The following is an 18,603-nucleotide window of genomic DNA, read 5'->3' on the forward strand; positions in this document are numbered from 1 at the left end:
TCACCGGCGCGCCGTCGAGGAACACCTGCGCGGCGCGGGGTGCGGTGATGACGAGGAAGTCGAAGGCGTACTTGTCGGGCGTGAGGAGCACGTAGTCGGAGCGCCACTGCTCGATCGGCGGGAGGAACGTGAGGCTCGGATCGCCGCCCGGCAGTCCGCGTGGCACGCCGGCGCCGTCTTGGCTCACCTGCACGTCGGCGACGATCACCGGCCCATCGGCCTCGAGCACGCCGTCGCGCGTGGCAATGAGCGTGACGTTCGCGCCGACGCCGTCGAGCTCGAGCTCGGCGTAGGGCGCCCCGAGGGTGGTCTTGACCTTGGTCTTGCCCGGGTTCACGGCGACCACGCGGTAGTACTCGGGCTCGTTGAACGGGCCCACGGCGCCGCCGGCCGCGGCCACAGCGCGCGAGCGGTTCGGCACGCGCCCGAGGACGTAGCGCTTGCCCACTGCGCGGGTCGGCACAGCCTGCTCCTCGAGGTGGTCGGCGCAGCACTGACGCTCGGCCAGCGACGTGAAGGAAGGTGAGTCCGAGGCCTCACTCCCCGGGAAGGCGACGACCGGCTTGTCCGACGTGACCACCGTGCCCGTGAAGTCGGCGTTGAAGTCGCCGGTCTCCAGGTTCAGCACCTCGAAGGGCTGGAGCGTGAGCTCCACCGAGCCGCCCGCAGGCACCCCCGCGGGCAACAGCGACGGCCCTCCCGAGACGATGCGCGCCGTGGTCTTCACGGTGACGCGGGTGTCCGGGCGCGTCGCCACGACGGCCAGGAAGGCGCGCAGGTCGGTGCCGAAATTCGTGGCCGGGTTCTCGCTCTTCGCGATGGTCTGGGGCCACCCCGCGATGACGTATCCGCCCTGCGCGCTCCCGGTCAGCGCCGCTACGGGCAGGAGCTGCGAGGCGTCGTTCGAGAACACGTTCACGTTCTCGAGGGGGTTGAACTGGTAGGCGACGATGGGCACGTCGCTCGTGATCTTGAACCCACCCCGGGTGAGCGCGGTGCCCGGGCCGGTATCGAACGTGCCCTCGGGCGAGCCGTCGACCTCCTTCGGGCCTAGCTTGAATGTTTCGAGATTCCGAGGGGTTACGGTGCCCGTGGCGATCACGCGCACGCGGGGTGGCTCGCCCGGCTTCGCGGTGTCTTCCTCGATCACGATCTTCGCGGGCAGATCGGGCTGCGGGTTCGACACGACCACGGCGAACTGCTGCGCGGCGGCGCTCCCCGAGCTGACGACGGCGTTGTCGAGATCGACCGCCCAGTACTCGCACCCCACGTTGGAGCGGATCTGTTCGGCCTCGCGGCAGAGGTCGACACACCCTCCGCGGCGGCACGCGAGCTTCTTCGAAGCGTCGCAGGTCTCGGCGCGGGTCTCGGTCGCGCCGTTGGCGTCGCAGGTGAGCACGTCGGCGCCCTGGCAGCGCGCGGTGCCCGGATCGCACGCGGCGCACGCCCCGAGGCGCCCGGAGCACACGAGGCCACGGGCGCCACAGTCGTCCCGCGTGGCGAACGTGCCGCCCGCACAGACGAGCAAGCGGCCGCCTTCGCACGCCACCGCGCCCTCGACGCAGCCCGCGCGAGCGTCGGGTGTGTCGCGGTAGGCAGGGTCGAACGAGCAGGCCGCGAGACCACGCGCCGTCGCGACCAGCGCGGTGGCCGCGAGCAGCGTCGAGAGCCCGAGACCAAGCGCGCTGCGAGCGCTGCGAACGCGGACCACCGGCGTCAGTACGCCCCCGGGAGGCTGTCGACCCCGAACGCAGACCACGCGCCCGTCGCGAGCTGGCCGTTGCGGAGCCGCGCGTAGTCGAAGCCGTCGATGCGAGCAACATACACGGTCGAGGTGATGGCCCCACGCACGAGGCCGAGCGGATCGGGGCCGGGCAGCGCGGATAGATCGGGGAGGGGGGCGTCGCGGGTGGCGCCGGGGGCGATCACGGTCCACGTGACGAGCCCGTTCCCGGAGGCGATCGTGGCCCTCACGAGATCGGCGGTGGTCGCCACGGCGGAGGTGGAGAACCGGAGGCGTTTGCCGTCCCACACGCCGGCGCCGGGGTTCACCATCACGGGCACGGGGAGAAAGCCGCCGATACCGAGCGGGGAGACGGCGCCGTTCGTGCGCACGCGCGACACGATGCTCGCGGGGAGCTGCTCGCGCGGGCCGGACACGGCGCGCGCCGAGACGACGTAGCTCTCCGTCGCGACCGCGCCGTCCAGCGACGGGAGGCCGACCAGCGAGACCGGAGCGGAGGTGGGCAGGGGCGTGATGCGCTCGCCGAGCGGCAGCGTCGCGAAGCCCGTACCGAGGCTCATCGCCACCTGCGTGACGAGCCGATCGGGCCCGCGGGTGGTGGGCGCGGGTGGGGATGCGGCGATCGAGAGCGCGTGATCGGCCACCACGTTCATGAAGATGTCCGCGCCCACGACGCGCTGCTTCGCGCCGAGGCCGACGCCCCTCACCACGCCGTACACGTACGGGACGAAGCGCGGAGGGGTCTCCGAGCGGTCCTCGAGGCCCGCGACGGCATAGAGCGAGTGGTTGCCCGGGGCGCCCACGACCGAGAACAGATACCCCGCGTCGCCGGGCGAGTCCGGCGTGATGGCGAAGACCGGGTCCGGCAGCTCGAAGCGAGCGGTAGGCGAGGCCGTCGTGAAGAAGACATACGCGGCCATGCGCTCGGTGGGGCGCTTCGGCGCGGGCACGCCCGACCACCCCGCGCGACGGAACTCGACGCCGCCCGGGAACACGAGCTCGCCCTCGATGACGCCGCCGAAGCGACCTCCGCCGCCGCCGAGCGACGGCGGATCGCCCTCGGCGCAGGAAATGTCGAGCACGGGGTCGAGGTACACGGTGACCGTGTCCACAGGCACGTCCACGAACGTGAGCGGCTGGTGGCACTTGGCCGCGACGGTGACCGTGACCTTCCCCGTGAGAGACGGATCGTTCAGCTCGACGACGCCGGTGGCCGTCACGCGCCCGAGCTTCGCGGTGGCGAGATCGCCGCCCGCCACTACGGTGCCGCCGGCCAGCGCCGCGCCGGTGTACGCGTCGAAGGCGAGCACCCGCAGGCGCCCCGAGAGCGCGCCGCCCGAGAGCCCGCCGCGGTAGCCGTCGACCGCGTCGTTGTACGTGAAGGCCTCGCGGACCTGGATGCTGGTGCCGCCCGTGGTGACGACCACGTCTTTGGCGCCGGCGGTGTGCTCCGGTGTGAGGCACCCGACGTGGGTCGCGTCGGTGACGGTGACCTCGGCGCAGGTCTTGCCGCCGACCGTGACCGTGGTCCCGGCCGCGAAGGCGGTGCCGCTGCCTTCAATCACGACGCGAGTGCCGCCGCTCGTGGCGCCCGTGTCGGGGCGCACGACGAAGGCGTCGTAGAAGTACCCCTCGGTGAGCGAGCGCTCCTGGGCCGTCGCGCGGTTGCGCACCCGCACCTCCGCGGGGCCCGGCTTGCCGGGCGGGACTTCGAGCGCGAGCCGGGTCGGGCTCGTGGCGAACAGCGCCTCCCTCGTGACCTCGACGCCGCCCACGAAGACCTGCATGTCCGGTGAGAAGCCGCGCCCGCTCGCTTGCGCGCGGGTGCGCCCGCTGAACGGGCCGTGCGCGGGCAGCAGGCCGTCGAGGGCGAAGGGATCTCCGAGGTCGACGTCCTTGCGGGGGCCCGTCGCGCTGCCGTCGCCGAGTGAGAGGCCGCCGGCGTCGACTCGGTCGGGCTCGAGGAAGCCGCCGCTGCCGCCGGGCAAACACGCGCCGAGCGCGCCGGCCGACGCGAGCGAGATGAGGAGAGCTACGCGGAGCGCGCGCGCATGACGCATTCGCGGAGCGTAGCGGGAAGGCGGGGCCGCGGCCACACCGCTCGGGTCGTCCGGGCGAATTGGCCCTACGGCCGCGCTTGGGCGAGCGAAAAGTGTGTAGCATGCATGTTTTCATGCATGCCGCGCCTCGCTCGGGTGGGCGAGGGCGCGTGCGGGCCCGCGCGAGCATCGCACGACCGCGAAGGCGCTCTCGCAGCGCCGCCGCTAGGCCGCTCGCGGATCTCCACACAGGCGGTGGCGGTGGCGGCGGTGGAAAGCCGTCCTGCGACGCGCTCAGCGTGTGCTGCGCAAAGCTACCGGACCCTGCGAAGGGCAAGTGCGCAGACCTCGTCGCGTGCGGCGACGACCTCTACTGCGGCAACGTGAAGGACAACTATTGCAGCCTGGACCCCGCAGCGTGCACGAAGCTCCAGGCGTGCTGTCCGACCTTGAGCGACGAGGACAAGAGCCTCTGCGAATTCCACGTCTCCAACTTCGGCACCGACGTAGAGCTCTGCGGGATCGCGCTCAAGAAATACCCGAGCTGCGCGCCCTGAGCTCGGCGCACCCGCGTTGTGCCTGAGCGTGAAGGTACGTCCCGTCCGCGCACGTCAGAGACCGGAGAGGAGCGCGTGGAGCGTCGCGAGGCGGTCCGAGCCGGTCTTCCGCAGGAGGGACCGCAGGTGAGTGCGCAGCGTGGAGATCGCGACGCGATCGCGCGCGGCGATCTCTTTGGTCGACCAGCCGAGCATGAGTGCCTCGGCGACGTCGGCCTCGCGCGGGCTCAGCGCGAAGAGCGCGGTGGCGCGCGCGGCGCGTTCGCGCGCCATCGAGCGCAGGTGGTGGGCGTGGACGACGCACGCGCGACCGTGGCCGTAGGGGGCCGCCGCGTGGACCACGACGCGGAGGCCGGGCGCGATCGCGAGGGCGCGCGGCCGCCCTTCGACGAGCAGCGCCGTCAAGTCTCGGCCGCCCACGTGCGTGCGCCCGCCGGTGCGGCAAATCACGCCGCGCTCGAGCAGGCGGAGCCCGGGGCCGTTCGCCGTGAGCAGCGCGCCCGTCGTCGCATCGAGCACGAGCACCCCGAACGACAGCGAGTCGACCGCGAGGCCGGCGACGCGCACGTCGCGGCGCCCGAGCTCGCGCGTAGCGAGGCGAGTGAGGGCGGGGCGCAAGGCCAAGAGGTCCTTGACCTCGCGCGCGCCGCTCCCCTTCGCGTCCGCGGCGCGGAGCATGCCAAAGGTCACGAGGTCGTCGCCGCGCCGGAGGAGTACGCCGCCGCAGAGGTCTCCGATCGCGTGCGGCCGGCACAGCTCGTTGTAGAACGAGGTGCGCTCGAGCTCTGCCCGAGGCAGGAGGTGATCGCTCGCAACGAGCTTCCCCGTGGGAACGCGCTGGCTCTCCTCCTTCCACGGATCGCCGGCGTGAAAGGTCGCTACGTAGTCGGCCTCGAACTTGGCCGGGAGCGCCGCCCAGCGCTGGCCGGCGAACTGCCCACCCCGCCAGAAGGTGATGCCCGCACCGACCGCTGCGAACGACGCGGTGAGGAGCTCCATGGCCGACTCGGCGGCCACCTCCTCGTCGGCCGCGGCGACGAGCGCGTCCACGGTGCGCCGCTCAGCGCCCACGGCGAACCCCCTCGCGGCGAGCCGCTCCGGGCTCCGACAGCCACCGCATCGCGTCGACCTCCAAAGGAACACTAAGTGACACCGGACGAGCCTTCAAGCGGCGTGGTGGTCGCGCGCTCGGCCCCGACGAGTCCTTCAGCGCGCGCGCACCGTCACGAGGTCTTTGGGGTGGGCGCCGTTCAGGAAGGCGAGGCCCGCCGCGTCTGCCGCGAGGTGTGCGCGGAAGAAGGCCGCGGCGTAGGAGGCGGCCAGCGCGCGCGCGCCGTCGTTCTCCAGGTAGTTGAGCTCGAGGTCCGTGTCGGTCTGCCGCCCTGCTCGACCGCAGCCGGCGCGGAAGGAAGGGTGCAGTCCGCACACATCGGAGAACGACCAGTGCCCCGCGTCGGCCACCTCGACGAGCCAGCTCGGGGCCGTCATCGCGCCGAAGTTGTTGCGGAGGAGGTTGTTGCCTATCTCGCCTATCGAGTTGTCCTCCTGCGCGAGGAGATAGAAGACAGGCTTCTTCAGCTCGGCCACCTTGAGCCCGCCGAGCGCGTCGATGGGGGCGGCGATGGCGAAGGCGGCGAGGGGACGCGGGTCTTGGGCGAGCACGGCGCCGGTCGTGACCGCGCCGAAGCTGTGCCCCATTACGCCCACGCGGGCGGGGTCGAGGCGCCCGCGGAGCGCCTCGGGGACGGCGGGGTTGTTCGCGTCGAGGACGGCGTCGAGCGCGAAGCGGACGTCGCCCACCCGCAGCGCGAGCGAGGCCGCGTCGATGTTCGAGCGGACACCCTTCAAGACGTCAAAGAGCGTGCCCCCCGCGTGATCGGGGGCGACGACCGCGACGCCGTGGCTGGCGAGGCGCTCCATCGACTGGGCTGCCGAGTAGCGCATGCAGCCGTAGCAGTGGGAGAAGGCGACCACCGGCCACGGCGCGCCAGCGAGCGGCTTGGCGTCCGCCGCCGACGCGACGCGGGTGCGACTGCACGGGCCGGCCGCGGCCACGAGCCGCGCGACCGCGTCGCGCGCCTCCCCGGGAGGCTCGAGCTCGGCGAGCGGCGTGCCCGCGGTCGCGGCCGCGCTGGCCGCCGCGTCGGCGGGGTACCAGAGCTGCAGCCGAAGCGTGCGCGAGCGCGCCGCGTCGGTCACGACGAACGTGGTGTGGCCCACGGGGTGCGGCCCGAGCCGCTCGTAGGGCGAGTCTCCGGCGACGGCCCGACGCGCTGGGGCGAGGGCCGCGTCGGCCGCGTCGGCGGCCGCGTCGGTGCCCACGGCGGGCGGCGAGGCGGACGACGCGCAGCCCGCGAGCGCGACGAGCGCGGAGGCCGCGAGCCAAGCGCGGGTGGACAGGATGTCTCGTGTCATCTCGCCCACCGTAGCAGCCGCGCCGCGCCAAGGATCCCTCGCGACGGACGTGACCGAGCCCGAGTACCCCGAGCGGCTCAAGGAGTACAACGCACAGGTCGCGTCCGGCGGTCAGGTGAAGTAGCGCACGACTGGAATGATACGCTCGGTCGTTCGAGGACGATCCTGCTCCTCGCCGCGGCCTCGGCGCCTCGTCGCACGAACCTCATGAATTGGCCCGGCTATGGCGACCAAGGGCATCTGCCCCGCTCGCGCGGCCCGGCTTCTTGCCCGGCAATTTTCACCACGTCGAGATCAGGGTGCTACGGTGTGCGCTCACTCGTTCGAAGGGTTCCCATGCGCTGCAAGAGTTTCGTGTTCGGGGCTGCGGCCGCTCTGGTGTCCGTTGTCGCGTCCGCGTTGGTCGCCTGCTCATCGACACCGGTCGATCCCCCGGCCGACGCGGCCGTGGCCGACGCGGCGGTCGTCGACGCCGCCGCCCCTGACGCGGCGATTCCCGACGTGAGCGTGCCGGACACGGCGGTTCCCGACGCCGCAGACGCGGCGGTTCCCGACGCGGCGCCTGACGCGGCCCCCGACGCGGCGGTGGCGTGTGGCGCGGCGGGCGATCAACTCTTCGACCCCATCCGGGCGTTCGTGCCGCTGAACAACTCCACGTCCGACGTGAGCGTCTTCGCGAACGTGTGCGACACCGCCGTGCTCACGTTCCCTCACAACGAGACGCGCACGCTGAGGATCCCCAGGAACATCCCGTTCCACTTCGTCGCCACGCAGGCCGGGAATCTGCCCGCCCTCTCCCAGGAGAACAACGTGAGATCCGCGGCCTTCCCGAAGCTCCCGTTCGGGGCGTGGCTGCTCCCGCTGACGCACGCGGCGTCGATCGATCCGGGTGGACGGCGGCGACCCACGCGCTCCTGCGGGTGGTGGTGAACGCGAGCCCCGGCACGGGCGCATGCAGTACGAAAGACGGCGTGACCTACACCGTACCGGGTCACCCGGAGGCCCGCCCCCCCCCCCGCCCGCCCGCCCCCCGCCCCGCCCCCCCGCCCCGCCCCGCCGCGGGCGGGGCCCCCGCCCCCCCCCCCCCCCCCCCCCCGCCCGGCGCCCCCCCCGCCCGCCCCGGTCCTCAAGTACCGCCCCCGGCCCGCGCCGGCCCGCCGCCCCGGGGGGGGGGGGGGCGGGCGGGGGTGTTAGGGACCGGGGGGGGGGCCCGGGCCCGCCGGCGCCGGGACGGGCGATAGCTGGATTTCCTTGGTGACGACGGCCACGCTGCTCGCTCCGGAGTTCGTGACGATCACGCAGACGAAGCCTGGGTGCAAGGTGGGGCCGAACGGCGCCGATCAGCCCCCCCCGCGGGGGCCAACTGGCACACGGGTCCCTCACCCCCCCGCAATGAAACGCGCGCGGCCCCGCCCCCCCCTCTTCCTGACAGGCCGCGCTCCCATCGCGGCGGGCGCGGTGACCGCGGTCCTCGGCGGCGAGGTGACGAACTAGTCTCCTGGAAGCGTGATCCCTTTACTTGGTTTCGCGGGGCGCCCCCATATTCATCGAATCTCTGTGACACGAGACTAGCACTCCTGCGAGATGCGAGCGGCAGTAGTGCTGGCTAGTCCCCTGACTCGTAGGGGGCGCGGCGCCCCCTCTCGGCCACGAAGCTGGCCGATTCACCCCTCGGTCTTGCCCGCTCCCGCGGCGCTCTAGCACCACCGCGAGAGCAAGCTCTCGCAGCCGTGCTAGGTCAGACGCGGGCTGGCGCGAGCGTCGCGCCGCGCGGCGGATCACTCACCGCGCGAGAAGGTGGACAGGCAACGCGCGACGTCGTGACCGAGCGCCGGATCGTCGAGCACGTAGCAGCCCATGTTCTTCGAGGCGTCGCAGGCCTCGATGGGCACCCAGGCGCCCGCCCTGCACTCGGTCACGCGGGCCCCCGCGGGCTTGTTGTTGCTGGGCTTGACCTTGCCGACGTAGATCCCCTCGCAGCGCACGGCGCCCGCGGTGCACGCGGCCGCGGCGGACGGCGCGGCGACCGGCGGCGCTGGCGGCGCGACCGTCGAGGCCGAGGGGGCTGCGCGAGGCGACGGCGCGGGGGCCGGCGCCGCGGTCGCGGCAGCCGTCGTGGGCGTCGTCGCCACGGGCGTGGTGGGCGCGGGCGCCTCGCCCCCGCAGCCTGCGAGCGCGGCGACGACCACGAGGACGAACGAGCCAGGAGAGGCGGGCCAGGAGGCGCAGGGCCGCGAGAGGGAGCGGTTCATCGAATCGCAGTAGCAGCTCTCGGGGGGCGTCCGAAAGCGGCGTTCAAGGCGCCCCGCGGTAGAGCTTCCAGAACGGCGCGCGCCCATGTCCCCACACTTTCCCGCCGGAGTCGCCCGGATCGGTCGGGACGACGAGGTCGAGGCGGCCGTCGCCGTCGAGGTCGAGGGTCGACCACCTCCCGGAGGCGACGTCGTGGAAGCCCGTCCCGACGAAGCCCCCGTCGGGCACGCTCCACCGTGACTCGGGCCCGAACCCGGCGCCCGTGTTCCGGTATATCTTCCAGAAGGGCGCGTCGCCAAAGCCCCAGACCCTCGACGAGGTATCGGCGGGGTCGGACGGGACGACGAGATCTGGCCTGCCGTCGCTGTCCAGGTCGAGCGTGGTCCACTTGCCCGACACCACGTGGTTGAACCCGCTGCCCGGAACGCCACCCGCGGGCACGGGCCACTTGACCTCGTCACCGAAGCCCTCACCCGTGTTCTTGTAGACCTTCCAGAACGGAGCGCCGCCTAGCCCCCACACCTCCGCGCCCGCGTCGCCGGGCTCGGTGGGGACGACGAGCTCGGGTTTGCCGTCACCGTCGAGGTCGAGCGTGGCCCACCTGCTCGAGGCGACGCTGTTGTAGCCGGTGGACGCGAAGCCCCCCATCGGGATGTTCCACCGCGCCTCCTCGGCGAAGCCCTCTCCCGTGTTCTTGTAGAACTTCCAGTACGGGCGCTCGCCGTGGCTCCACACCTTCGCCGTGGAGTCCGTGGGCTCGGAGGGGACGACGAGGTCGGGCCTGCCGTCGCCGTCGAGGTCGACGGTGGACCACCTGCTCGAGCTCACGTTGTTGAAGCCCGTGGTCGCGAAGCCGCCGAGCGGGACGCTCCACCGCGACTCGGCGGCGAACCCCGAGCCCGTGTTCTTGTAGACCTTCCAAGAGGGGCTCGTGCCTTGACCCCAGACCTTGGCGGCGGGGTCGAGGGGATCGGAGGGGAGGACGAGGTCGGGCTTGCCGTCCCCGTCGATGTCCATCGTGGTCCACTTGCCGGACGCGACGCTGTTGAACCCCGTGCTCACGAAGCCCCCGGAGGGAACGGTCCACGCGGTCTCCACCGCGAAGCCGCTGCTGCCGCTTCGATATATCTTCCAATACGGCGTCTGCCCGAAGCCCCAGACCTTGGAGCCGGAGTCCAACGGATCGCTAGGGAGGACGAGGTCCGGCTTGTGGTCGCCGTCGATGTCCATCGTGGCCCAGTTGCCCGAGGTGACGCTGTTGAAGCCGGCGCCGGCGAAGCCGCCGAGCGGCACCGCCCACGCGCCCTCGGCCGCGTGGAAGTGGGTGCCGGGGACGGTGGGCTTCTGTCCGGCGTCGGCGTTGGACCCGCCGTCGCTGCCGGGTCCTCCAAGCGGCTCGACGACCGTCTCGGTGAGCGAGCAGGCGGCGAGCGCGAGGACGAGGGAGGCGCCCAAGAGAGATCGCATGGCGCGTCCTACGTGAATCGAGGCGCGGACCTTCCCGAAGGTCACGTGGTCGGGTTCGTCCGGCCGAGCGTCGCGCCTCGAGGGCGCGCTCTAGGCGCCCCGTGCATGAGCGGTCCGGTCAGCAGCGGCCGCGGCCTCGGTCAACAGTCACGCCAGGGAGTCCCTCGAGCCCGAGCGCGATGTCGGCGTCCTCCGGCGTCACGCGGGCGACTCGGGCTCGGCGCGCGCGATGTGCTCGTTGGGCGCGCTGGACTCGTCGGACTCCGCCTCCTCGAGCGCGGCTTCGAGCTCGGCCGTAGAGGTCTCCTCCACCGCGACGCGGAGCCGCCTGGCCAGGGCCTCGTCCGCGCAGCTCGCGGAGACCCGGAGGACCGCGTCGCCCTCGACGGTCGCGAGCGCGATCGCGGCCGCGACGCGGGTCTTCGGACCGGCCGCGGCGTCGCGGAGCGCCGCGGCGAGCGCTTCGCGGCTCACGGGCGACGTGCGGTACGAAGCGGGCGCCGTGAGCGCGTTGCGGAGATCGCGCACCCACTCGGCGGTCGAGCGCCCGCGCCGGTCGAGGGTCGTCGCGACGGACGCGTGCCCCTTCGCGCCCGCGCGCCCCTCGTCGGCCGCGTCGGCCGCGCGCTTCGCCTCCAGGATGCGCTCGCGGAGCGGGCGCGCGGGCTCCTCGAGCTCGCCCGTGCGCCGCTCGACCTCGACATAGGGCACGTCGAGCGCGAACATTTTCCCGTCCGCCAGGCGAAGGACGAGCCCGTCCGCGTGGCGCCCTTGCAACGTGAGCTCGACGCTGACGACCTCGTCGTAGCGGAAGAATCGCGGAGCGCGCTGCCCCTCGACCAGCACCAGGCCGTCGGCGCCCACGCGCAGGGTGACCGCGTCTCGGCGTGTTTGCCAGACCGCGAACGCGATCGCCAACCCGACGAGCGGGGCGGCGATCGGGGCTCCCCGCATCCCGAGCGTGAAGAGCAGCACGAACGCCGGGCCGAGCGCCAAGACGAACACGCCGACCGCGCCCCCGCCGGCCATGCTTGCTTTCCGCACAGTGTACGCGTGGGACCTGCCCGCGAGCCCGGCCGCGGCGATGGCCCGATCACCATCAGGACGATCGGCGACACGCACGAGCGCCGTCCCTTGGCGCCCTGCGAGCTTCACGTAGGCGCCGGTCCCTCGGGCCACGTGGTCGCCCTCGCGCAGGCCATCGAGCACGCGCGCCCCGTCGAGCCAGAGCCCCTCCTCGTCGATCCGCCCGCCGCCCGTGCGCCTGAGCGTGCCGAGGCGCAGCGTCGCCACGAGCCCGCCGAGGCCCATCACCACGAGCGCGACCGCGACGAGGGAGCGGGAGCCCGGCGGGGCGACGATCGGGACGAGCCGCGCGAGGAGGAGCAGCGCGCCGCCCCCGATGAGCCCCACGGGGACCCAGCCTCGCGTGAGTCGCACCTCTTGGGTCACCTCGTAGGCCGGCCGGTCCGGCGTCGCGCCTGCCATCGAGTGAGCGTAGCCCGCGCGCCGCCGCCTCGCTCGGCCTCCGCGCTTTCGAGGTGAAATCCGCCGCGCCTCGCCGTCAGCAGTCGTGGTTATCGACGCAGGTGGGGCCGCGCTGGAAGGGCACGGAGTCCTGATGCAGGACCGTGCGCAGACAGCTGACACCGTCGAGCGAGAAGCAGAACTGCTCGCGGCGGTACCATTCGATGCTCCCGGACGCCTCGACGCGGAGGGCGGGGAGGCGTTCGCGGAGCACGAGCGTCTTGCCGTCGGCCAGCACGCCGAGGTCGCGCAGGCTCTTGCGGAGATCGACCGAGCGGTGGGCGTCCAGGTCGACGCGGTGAAGATCGCCGCCCATGCCGTCCCAGCTCGTCTCGAGCGAGAACACCCGCTTCTGGTCTCCCATTTGCACGAAGCGGTCGAGGCGCGCCGCGTCGCCGGAGAACGCCGCGTATTTCTTCTCTCGGAGATCGAACGCACCAAAGAGGGAGTCTTGTTGGCCAAACAAGCTAAAGGCCACCGTCACCTTGCCGCTCGAGTCGATCGTCGCCTTCACGCTCGCCTCGCCGCGGAGGTTCTGCACTGTGGCGTCGACGAGGAGCTGGTCGCCGCTCTTCGCCATCGCGAACCGCGGGAGCACGTTGCCCACGGGGGTGAGCGTGAACGCCAACGACCGAGGCTCAATGGTCATGATATGAAATTGAGCGCCGCTCTTCGCGGGTATTTGGGCCTTGTCGTCGAACATCGACTCATCGATTCGCTTCATGTCGAGATAGGCTACGATCCTCGAGCCGGCCTCGTCGGAGACGACGGGCCCGAACCCCGGGAGGTTCTTGAGGAAGGTGGGGCCCGAGGGCGCGAGATCGATGACGCTCACGGGATCGGGGTTGGTCCAGGTCTGGGCCGTGTTGCTCGCGCGACCCTCCTCGCAGAACGTGGGAGAGAGGAACCCGCGGCTGCCGTCGGGGAGCACCAACACCGGAGCCGCGCAGTTCGGCACCGTGATGGCCTTGTCGGCGAGGGTCGTGAGGTCGAAGTCCACCACGGCCGTGCTGGGGACGTGGTCGCGCCAGGTGGTCGTGCCGACGACCAGGGCGCGGTTCGTGTTGGGCACGAACGTGAGCTCGGTGGCCGGCGTGCCGAGGGGTACGGCCCCGCGCACGTCGCCGCGCTCGGCGTCGAGGACGAGCACGCGGTCGTCGTCGCCGAGGACGAGGCTCCTCTCGTCGGTCGACAGACGCGCCAGGCGCGCGCCGCTCCCGGACTTGAGCGCAGGGACGACCCGCCACGTCGGGGCGAGGGTGGCCAGATCGTAGCGCACCACTCCGGCGCGCGCGGGCAGGACGGCCAGGCCGAAATTGCCTGTTCGAGAGAAGACGAAGCGCTCGATCTTCTCGGGGAGCTCGCGCGCCTTGCCGGCCTCCACGTCGAGGAGCACCGTGCTCTGGTTGCGTTGAGCGAGCACGAATCGACCGTCGGGCGACACGATCATCGCGCCCGTGAGGAGGGCCTCACCCTGCGCGCCGCCGTTCGTGCGCTCGTTGACGTTCGCGCCTCCCTGAGGCTCGCTCCCTGGGAGCGTGCAAGCGGTGAGGGCAGTGAGTCCGAGGAGCGACGCGAGCGCGGTGAATCTCATGGGGACCTCCGTAGGGGTAGTGAAGGGGGTCTCCGCTCCTCAGCATTCGACGTGCCATCGAACCCTCGTGGCCATTTCGTCGGCGGTCGTCGGCGAGCGAGCGCGCCGCTGCCGACACGCGAGTCGCGAGGGTGTGAACGTTCGTCGACGCCCGCGGCCACGGCGCCCGAGCGCTCAGCCCTTCGGAGCTTCCGACCTCTGGCCCGCGCGCTCCAGGTTCTGGAGCCGCCGCTGGAGCTGCGAGTTCATCGCGTCGAGCTTCTCGTGCAGCTGCTGAATTTGAAGCTCGGCCTTCAGGTTCACGTCGTACTCGATGTCCGCGCGGACCTTCTCGCGCTCGACCTGGCGGTTCTGGCTGAGCAGCACGAACACGCTCAAGATGATGGCCTCGAATGTAAGGCACATTGGCCGGGGCGAGAAGGAGACTTCTCGTCCGGAGACGAGCGCGAGGTGCGCGCCACGGCGCTTCACGACGCAAGAACCCCGCCGCGGCGGCGGCGTTTCGGGCGGGTTCCGCTGATACACTCGGGGAATGTGCGGTCGGCTCGTCGCGAGTGATCCAGCAGCGTTGGTCGAGGGGTGGTCACAGACCCGCCTGGTCCCCAGCCCCGCAGACCTGGCCGCCCTCGCGAGCTACAACGTGTCCCCGTCGCAGAGGGTCCTCGTGCTCCGCGCGGGCCCGCGCGGACGCGAAATCGCCGCGGTCCGGTGGGGCCTCGTCCCCGCCTGGGCGAAGGAGCCGCTCGGCGGGCGGCCCCTGTTCAACGCGCGCTCCGAGACGGCGGCGGAGAAGCCGGCGTTCCGGGAGGCGCTCCGGCTGCGGCGCTGCGTCGCCCTCGCGGACGCGTTCTACGAGTGGAAGCGCGAGGGGCGTCGCAGGGTGCCATACCGTGTGGTCACGTCGGGCGTGATGATGCTCGCGGGGGTGTGGGAGCGCTGGCAGGGCCCGTCGGGCGAGGCGCTCGAGTCGGCGGCGATCCTCACGCGGGCCGCGGGCCCCGCGCTCCGCGCGCTGCACGACCGGGAGCCTGTGATGTTCGCCACCCGCGAGCAGGCCATCGGGTGGATCGCGCCTGAGCTCCGCGACGCGTCCGCGGCGCTCGAGCTGCTCGGTGAGCCGGGCCCGTCCGTCGAGCTTCGGGAGGCGAACGCGAAGGTCGGGCGCGCGGGCGAGGACGGCCCAGAGTGCCTCGTCCCGGGCGCGTCGCCGGGGACTCAGCTCACGCTCTGCTGACGACCGCGCGCGCAGTCGCCGCGCGGCGCGCGCTACGCGCTACTCGTCGGGCGCGAACCAGGGCGGGAGCGGCACGTGAAATTCCAAGTCGCCGCCGACGATGTCCTCGTCCACGTCCTCGCGGCTCGCCCGCTTGAAGGCGGCGCAGGCGTCCGGTGCGGTGACGCGGCCGCAGGAGCCGTAGGGCGGGATCGCGTTCCACGCGCCGTCCGCTTGCTCGATCCGGGAGCCGAGTCGATCCTGTCGCCGCGAAGGCGTGCAGGAGGTCCGCAAGCTCCGTTTGAACGCGGGTTTTGCCTATGACCACCTTCGCGTGGCAGAATGCTGGATCCATGAAGTCTGCCTCGCGCCTCGCGACCCTGGCGCTCGTTGCAGCGGGATGCTCCGATCCGGTGGAGTTCATGACCCCAGGAAGGGTCCCCCCACAGCCCGGGGATCTCGTCGTCACGGTCGACGGAACCCGCCGTGGTTTCGGTGCCCCGAGCCTCGGGCGGGACGCCGTCGGCCCGATCGTCACGGCCCGGATCGCCGAGACGGCGACCGAGGCCACGATCCGATTGCCGACCCAGGCCAAGACCGTGACGTGCGCCGAGTTGCCGCAGGCGGTCGTCCTCACGACGAGCAGCCCGCTCGAGCACACCAACACCACGTACTTCGAGATGCGGTGGCTCGCCACCACGTGCGTCATCACCGTCACCCGCATGTCTGCGCCGGACGCGAAGGGCTTCGTGCGTGCGGTCGAGGGATCGTTCAGCGCGCAGCTCACCCGCGAGAAGGACGAGATCAGCGACGGCCGGCAGGTGCTCGGCCCGACGAACCTGACCGCGTCGGGTACCTTCCTGATCGGCGCGCCGTAGCCCGTTGATTTGCTCCCGTCGGCCCGCCGCCGCCGCATCCCGACCGCACGGGAGTCAAGCAACGGGCCGCTAGCTCGCGCGGAGGGGAGCGAGCGCGCGTTCCCTCGCGCCCCGCCGCCCCCGTTGCTCTGCTAGGGTCGCGCCTCCTTCCCAGGAGCGTGCGCGTGGCCTTCCTCTCCTCCCTCCTCGCCCCGGCCTCGGAGACCGCGCTCGTCGAAGCCTTCGTCGCGAAGCGGCGCCTCCACGTGGTGAGCCCGGATGCGCGTCGCGCGGAGGCGCTCCTGCCGGCGTGGCTCGCGGACCGTCTCGTCGCGTCCGACGCGCTCGGCGAGGGCGCCCTCGAGGTGCTCCGCGCGGGCGAGGTCGTGCCCCCGGGACAGTTTCGGGCGAGCGACGGCCGGCTCCGCAAGGACGCGCTCGACGCCCTCATCGCTGAGGGCGTGAGCCTTCTTCTGCACCGTATCGACGACGAGGTCCCGGCCATCGCGCGCGTGTCCGACGCGATCGAGCGGCGCCTCGGTCACACCGTGTGGGCCAACGCCTACATCACGCACGGGCCGGGCGGCGCGCTCGCCCCTCACTACGACGACCACGACGTGCTGGTCGTTCAGGTCCGTGGCGCGAAGCGGTGGTTCGGCCACGGGACGCCGGAGCTCTCGCCTGTGGTGCGCAGCCCCGCGGGGCGCGACTGCGGGCCGACCACGTGGGACCTCTCGATGGCTCCCGGCGACGTGCTCTACCTGCCTCGCGGGGAGGTCCACCACACGGCGAACGTCGGCTCGCTCTCGGTCCATCTCACGTTCGGTGTGGACGCGCGACGCGGAGTCGAGCTGCTCGCCCCGCTGCGCGAGCGCGCCGTCCAGGAGTGCTTGTTTCGCGAGGATCTCACGCGCCTCGCGGGAGACGAGGCGCTGCGCGAGCGCACGCTCCAACTGAAGGCCCGACTCCACGCCCTCGTCGACGAGCTCGACGTGGAGGCCTTCCTCACCGAGGACGACCGCGCGCGCCCTCTCCGATGCCTGGCGGGCCTCGGCGGCGCCGAGGTCGCGGCGCGCGCTCCCGCGACGAGCTTCGTGGTCTCCGCGGTCCGACGGCGACTCGCGATCCACGCCGATGGCGACCACGGCGACGAGCGCGTCCTCGACGCGGGAGCACGCACCTTTCGCCTCTCTCGGGGCGCAGTGGGGGTGCTCGAGGTCTTGGCGACGCTCGAGCGCCCGACGCTCGCGGACCTCGCCGGAGCGCTCGGCGTTGGGGAAGACGAGGCGCGCCGCTCCGTCGTGGAGCTGGCGGGGCACGGGCTCGTTGGGGTGGAGTGGGCGTTCTAGATCACCGAGCGTGAGTCCGACACGCGCTGACTGGCGCCTTTCTGCTGAATCGTCCAACTGGCTCTCGTCAGTCCGCGCGGAGCTTGATGCGCATGTGGACGCGCGTCGACCAGTCGAGGCCGGCCTCTGCCTGCGCCGCGGCGAGTGCGGCCAGCGCGGGGCCCCACTCGTCGCGGGGGACGACCTCGAAGCCCCGCCGCGCGTACCACGGCCGGCACCAAGAGACGTTAGCCTCGGTGTTCAGCAGGAGCGACGGCTCGGCGTTCGCGCGCGCGTCGGCCACGACCCTCGCGAGCAGCGCCGACCCGATGCCGCGCCTGCCGAACGCCGTGGCGACGCTGAGCTGCCCGACGCACAGCTCGTCGCCCACGCGCCCCACCACGATCCACCCCACGACTCCCTCGCCGTCGAGGTCCGCGACGACGAGCGCTCCGCGGGCGATGGCGCTCGCCGCCGCGTCGGTTGGGATCGTCGAGTCGTCGGCCAGCTCGGGCCTCCCGACGGTCAGGTACCTCGTGTCGGCGTCTAAGCCGACGCGTTGAATCGCCGGGATGTCGGCCGGCGTGGCGAGGCGGAGCGTGGGCACCATGGCGGCGAGGCTAGCGTATCCAGCGGCGGCGATCGGACGCGTCGCGCGATCCCACGGCAGCACAATTTTTCCCCGCCAGCGGCATCTCCACGGCGCGCGGAACTTGCGCACCCCCGGCGGGCCGGCCCGCGGGCTGCCGGTGCTCGTTGTCACGCGCGGGGGGGGGGGCGGCAGGGGGTCGCGTTCCCGGTCTGCGATCTCCGCGTCAGCGGTCCCAGGCTTCGGCGGCTCGGGGCGTGGCCCCCGAAGGGGGGCGGCGGTGGAGCCACGCCACGTCGGAGGTGAAGCGCAGCGTGTTCCTCGACGACCTCGTGTACTCGATGGCGACCGACCGCGTGAAGGTGCAGCGCCTCGGCGCGCTCGGAGTGGACGTGGCCGACGTGTCGCTGCGGCGATGACGACGGGCGCGCGGCGCACGCTCCACCAGGGCTAGAGCGCCGAACCGCTTGATTCGGTCGGCTCTTCGTCGATTTACGTCGCCGTACTTCGTTGCTCCTCCTCGCCTAGCAGCTCGTCGTCGCGCCTCGCACGGCTCGCAGCTTGGCGAAAATCCTCGGTCATCAAGCGGTTCGGCGTTCTAGGTGGGCGCCTCGAGCTCCGCGATCCTTGCCTCGATGGCCGCCTTCCACTCGCCCCGCATGCGGACGAGGTCGGCCGGGAGGATGCCCGGGGACAGCGCCGCGAATGGCTGCGGCGCGCGCGCGTCGCCCGAGGCGGGCGCCGAGGGGCGGGGCGCTTGGGGGGGGGGGGGGGGCGCCGCCCCGGGCGGGGGGGGGGGGGCGGTCCGGGGGGGGGGGCGGGGGGGGGCGGGGGGGGGGGGGGGGGGGGGGGGCGGGTGGGGCTCCCGCGCCGTAGGCGGAGCCACTCGCGGACCTCGCGCCGAGCCGCAAGGCGCAGGGCGAAGGCTACCGCGCCCTCCGTCGTCGCAGGCGTCGTGCGAGTGCACCGAGCGCGCGTGGACGATGCGGCTCAGGGACCGTAGACACGCTGAGAGCGCTC

18 protein-coding genes are annotated in these 18,603 nt (G+C 72.6%); 7 read left to right on the forward strand and 11 right to left on the reverse strand.

Features of this window, described 5'->3' with window-relative positions; genetic code table 11:
- Both IPQ09_20590 and IPQ09_20595 read right to left on the reverse strand, forming a co-directional pair.
- Positions 1–1,711: IgGFc-binding protein (locus IPQ09_20590; GenBank protein MBL0196576.1), on the reverse strand; the 1,711-nt coding region annotated here is incomplete at its 3' end.
- Between the two features lie 5 nt (positions 1,712–1,716).
- Positions 1,717–3,804 carry an IPT/TIG domain-containing protein gene (locus IPQ09_20595; GenBank protein ID MBL0196577.1) on the reverse strand — a complete coding sequence of 696 codons (2,088 nt, stop codon included), beginning with the start codon at positions 3,802–3,804 and terminating at the stop codon, positions 1,717–1,719.
- 278 nt (positions 3,805–4,082) lie between these two features.
- Between IPQ09_20595 and IPQ09_20600 the strand changes: the two genes are divergently transcribed.
- On the forward strand, positions 4,083–4,340 hold the full coding sequence (locus IPQ09_20600) for a hypothetical protein (GenBank protein MBL0196578.1): 258 nt from the start codon (positions 4,083–4,085) through the stop codon (positions 4,338–4,340).
- Positions 4,341–4,394: 54 nt separating this feature from the next.
- Here IPQ09_20600 and IPQ09_20605 read toward each other — a convergent pair whose 3' ends face one another.
- Both IPQ09_20605 and IPQ09_20610 read right to left on the reverse strand, forming a co-directional pair.
- Positions 4,395–5,411, reverse strand: coding sequence for a helix-turn-helix domain-containing protein (locus tag IPQ09_20605; GenBank protein ID MBL0196579.1), 1,017 nt, complete (start codon positions 5,409–5,411; stop codon positions 4,395–4,397).
- Between the two features lie 135 nt (positions 5,412–5,546).
- Positions 5,547–6,755, reverse strand: coding sequence for a dienelactone hydrolase family protein (locus tag IPQ09_20610; GenBank protein ID MBL0196580.1), 1,209 nt, complete (start codon positions 6,753–6,755; stop codon positions 5,547–5,549).
- On the opposite strand from IPQ09_20610, the gene IPQ09_20615 reads away from it, so the two are divergent.
- On the forward strand, positions 6,742–6,879 hold the full coding sequence (locus IPQ09_20615) for a hypothetical protein (GenBank protein ID MBL0196581.1): 138 nt from the start codon (positions 6,742–6,744) through the stop codon (positions 6,877–6,879). The genes IPQ09_20610 and IPQ09_20615 overlap by 14 nt on opposite strands.
- Before the next feature lie 212 nt (positions 6,880–7,091).
- Entirely contained in the window at positions 7,092–7,685 is a 594-nt protein-coding gene (locus IPQ09_20620; protein ID MBL0196582.1) for a hypothetical protein, read from the forward strand.
- Positions 7,686–8,533: 848 nt separating this feature from the next.
- Here the strand turns inward: IPQ09_20620 and IPQ09_20625 are convergent.
- From IPQ09_20625 to IPQ09_20645, 5 genes are all read right to left on the reverse strand, one after another.
- Positions 8,534–9,007, reverse strand: coding sequence for a hypothetical protein (locus IPQ09_20625; GenBank protein MBL0196583.1), 474 nt, complete (start codon positions 9,005–9,007; stop codon positions 8,534–8,536).
- 43 nt (positions 9,008–9,050) lie between these two features.
- Positions 9,051–10,475, reverse strand: a complete 1,425-nt coding sequence (locus tag IPQ09_20630; protein ID MBL0196584.1) for a VCBS repeat-containing protein — start codon at positions 10,473–10,475, stop codon at positions 9,051–9,053.
- A gap of 198 nt (positions 10,476–10,673) precedes the next feature.
- On the reverse strand, positions 10,674–11,963 hold the full coding sequence (locus IPQ09_20635; protein MBL0196585.1) for a hypothetical protein: 1,290 nt from the start codon (positions 11,961–11,963) through the stop codon (positions 10,674–10,676).
- Positions 11,964–12,039: 76 nt separating this feature from the next.
- On the reverse strand, positions 12,040–13,596 hold the full coding sequence (locus IPQ09_20640) for a hypothetical protein (GenBank protein MBL0196586.1): 1,557 nt from the start codon (positions 13,594–13,596) through the stop codon (positions 12,040–12,042).
- Between the two features lie 174 nt (positions 13,597–13,770).
- On the reverse strand, positions 13,771–14,001 hold the full coding sequence (locus tag IPQ09_20645; protein ID MBL0196587.1) for a DUF1003 domain-containing protein: 231 nt from the start codon (positions 13,999–14,001) through the stop codon (positions 13,771–13,773).
- A gap of 127 nt (positions 14,002–14,128) precedes the next feature.
- On the opposite strand from IPQ09_20645, the gene IPQ09_20650 reads away from it, so the two are divergent.
- A complete protein-coding gene (locus tag IPQ09_20650; GenBank protein ID MBL0196588.1) occupies positions 14,129–14,830 on the forward strand; it encodes an SOS response-associated peptidase in 702 nt (233 codons plus the stop codon).
- A gap of 39 nt (positions 14,831–14,869) precedes the next feature.
- On the opposite strand, the gene IPQ09_20655 is transcribed toward IPQ09_20650, so the two are convergent.
- Entirely contained in the window at positions 14,870–15,103 is a 234-nt protein-coding gene (locus tag IPQ09_20655) for a hypothetical protein (GenBank protein ID MBL0196589.1), read from the reverse strand.
- A gap of 59 nt (positions 15,104–15,162) precedes the next feature.
- On the opposite strand from IPQ09_20655, the gene IPQ09_20660 reads away from it, so the two are divergent.
- Together IPQ09_20660 and IPQ09_20665 are read left to right on the forward strand one after the other, a co-directional pair.
- On the forward strand, positions 15,163–15,687 hold the full coding sequence (locus IPQ09_20660) for a hypothetical protein (GenBank protein MBL0196590.1): 525 nt from the start codon (positions 15,163–15,165) through the stop codon (positions 15,685–15,687).
- Between the two features lie 164 nt (positions 15,688–15,851).
- Positions 15,852–17,015 (forward strand): hypothetical protein, encoded by a 1,164-nt coding sequence (locus IPQ09_20665; protein ID MBL0196591.1) that lies wholly within the window; start codon positions 15,852–15,854, stop codon positions 17,013–17,015.
- A gap of 67 nt (positions 17,016–17,082) precedes the next feature.
- Here IPQ09_20665 and IPQ09_20670 read toward each other — a convergent pair whose 3' ends face one another.
- Positions 17,083–17,604 (reverse strand): GNAT family N-acetyltransferase, encoded by a 522-nt coding sequence (locus IPQ09_20670; protein MBL0196592.1) that lies wholly within the window; start codon positions 17,602–17,604, stop codon positions 17,083–17,085.
- A gap of 236 nt (positions 17,605–17,840) precedes the next feature.
- On the opposite strand from IPQ09_20670, the gene IPQ09_20675 reads away from it, so the two are divergent.
- Positions 17,841–18,002 (forward strand): hypothetical protein, encoded by a 162-nt coding sequence (locus IPQ09_20675; protein ID MBL0196593.1) that lies wholly within the window; start codon positions 17,841–17,843, stop codon positions 18,000–18,002.
- The last annotated feature ends 601 nt before the right edge of the window (positions 18,003–18,603 follow it).

This window comes from Myxococcales bacterium (assembly GCA_016720545.1).
Lineage (GTDB): Bacteria > Myxococcota_A > Polyangia > Polyangiales > Polyangiaceae > JAAFHV01.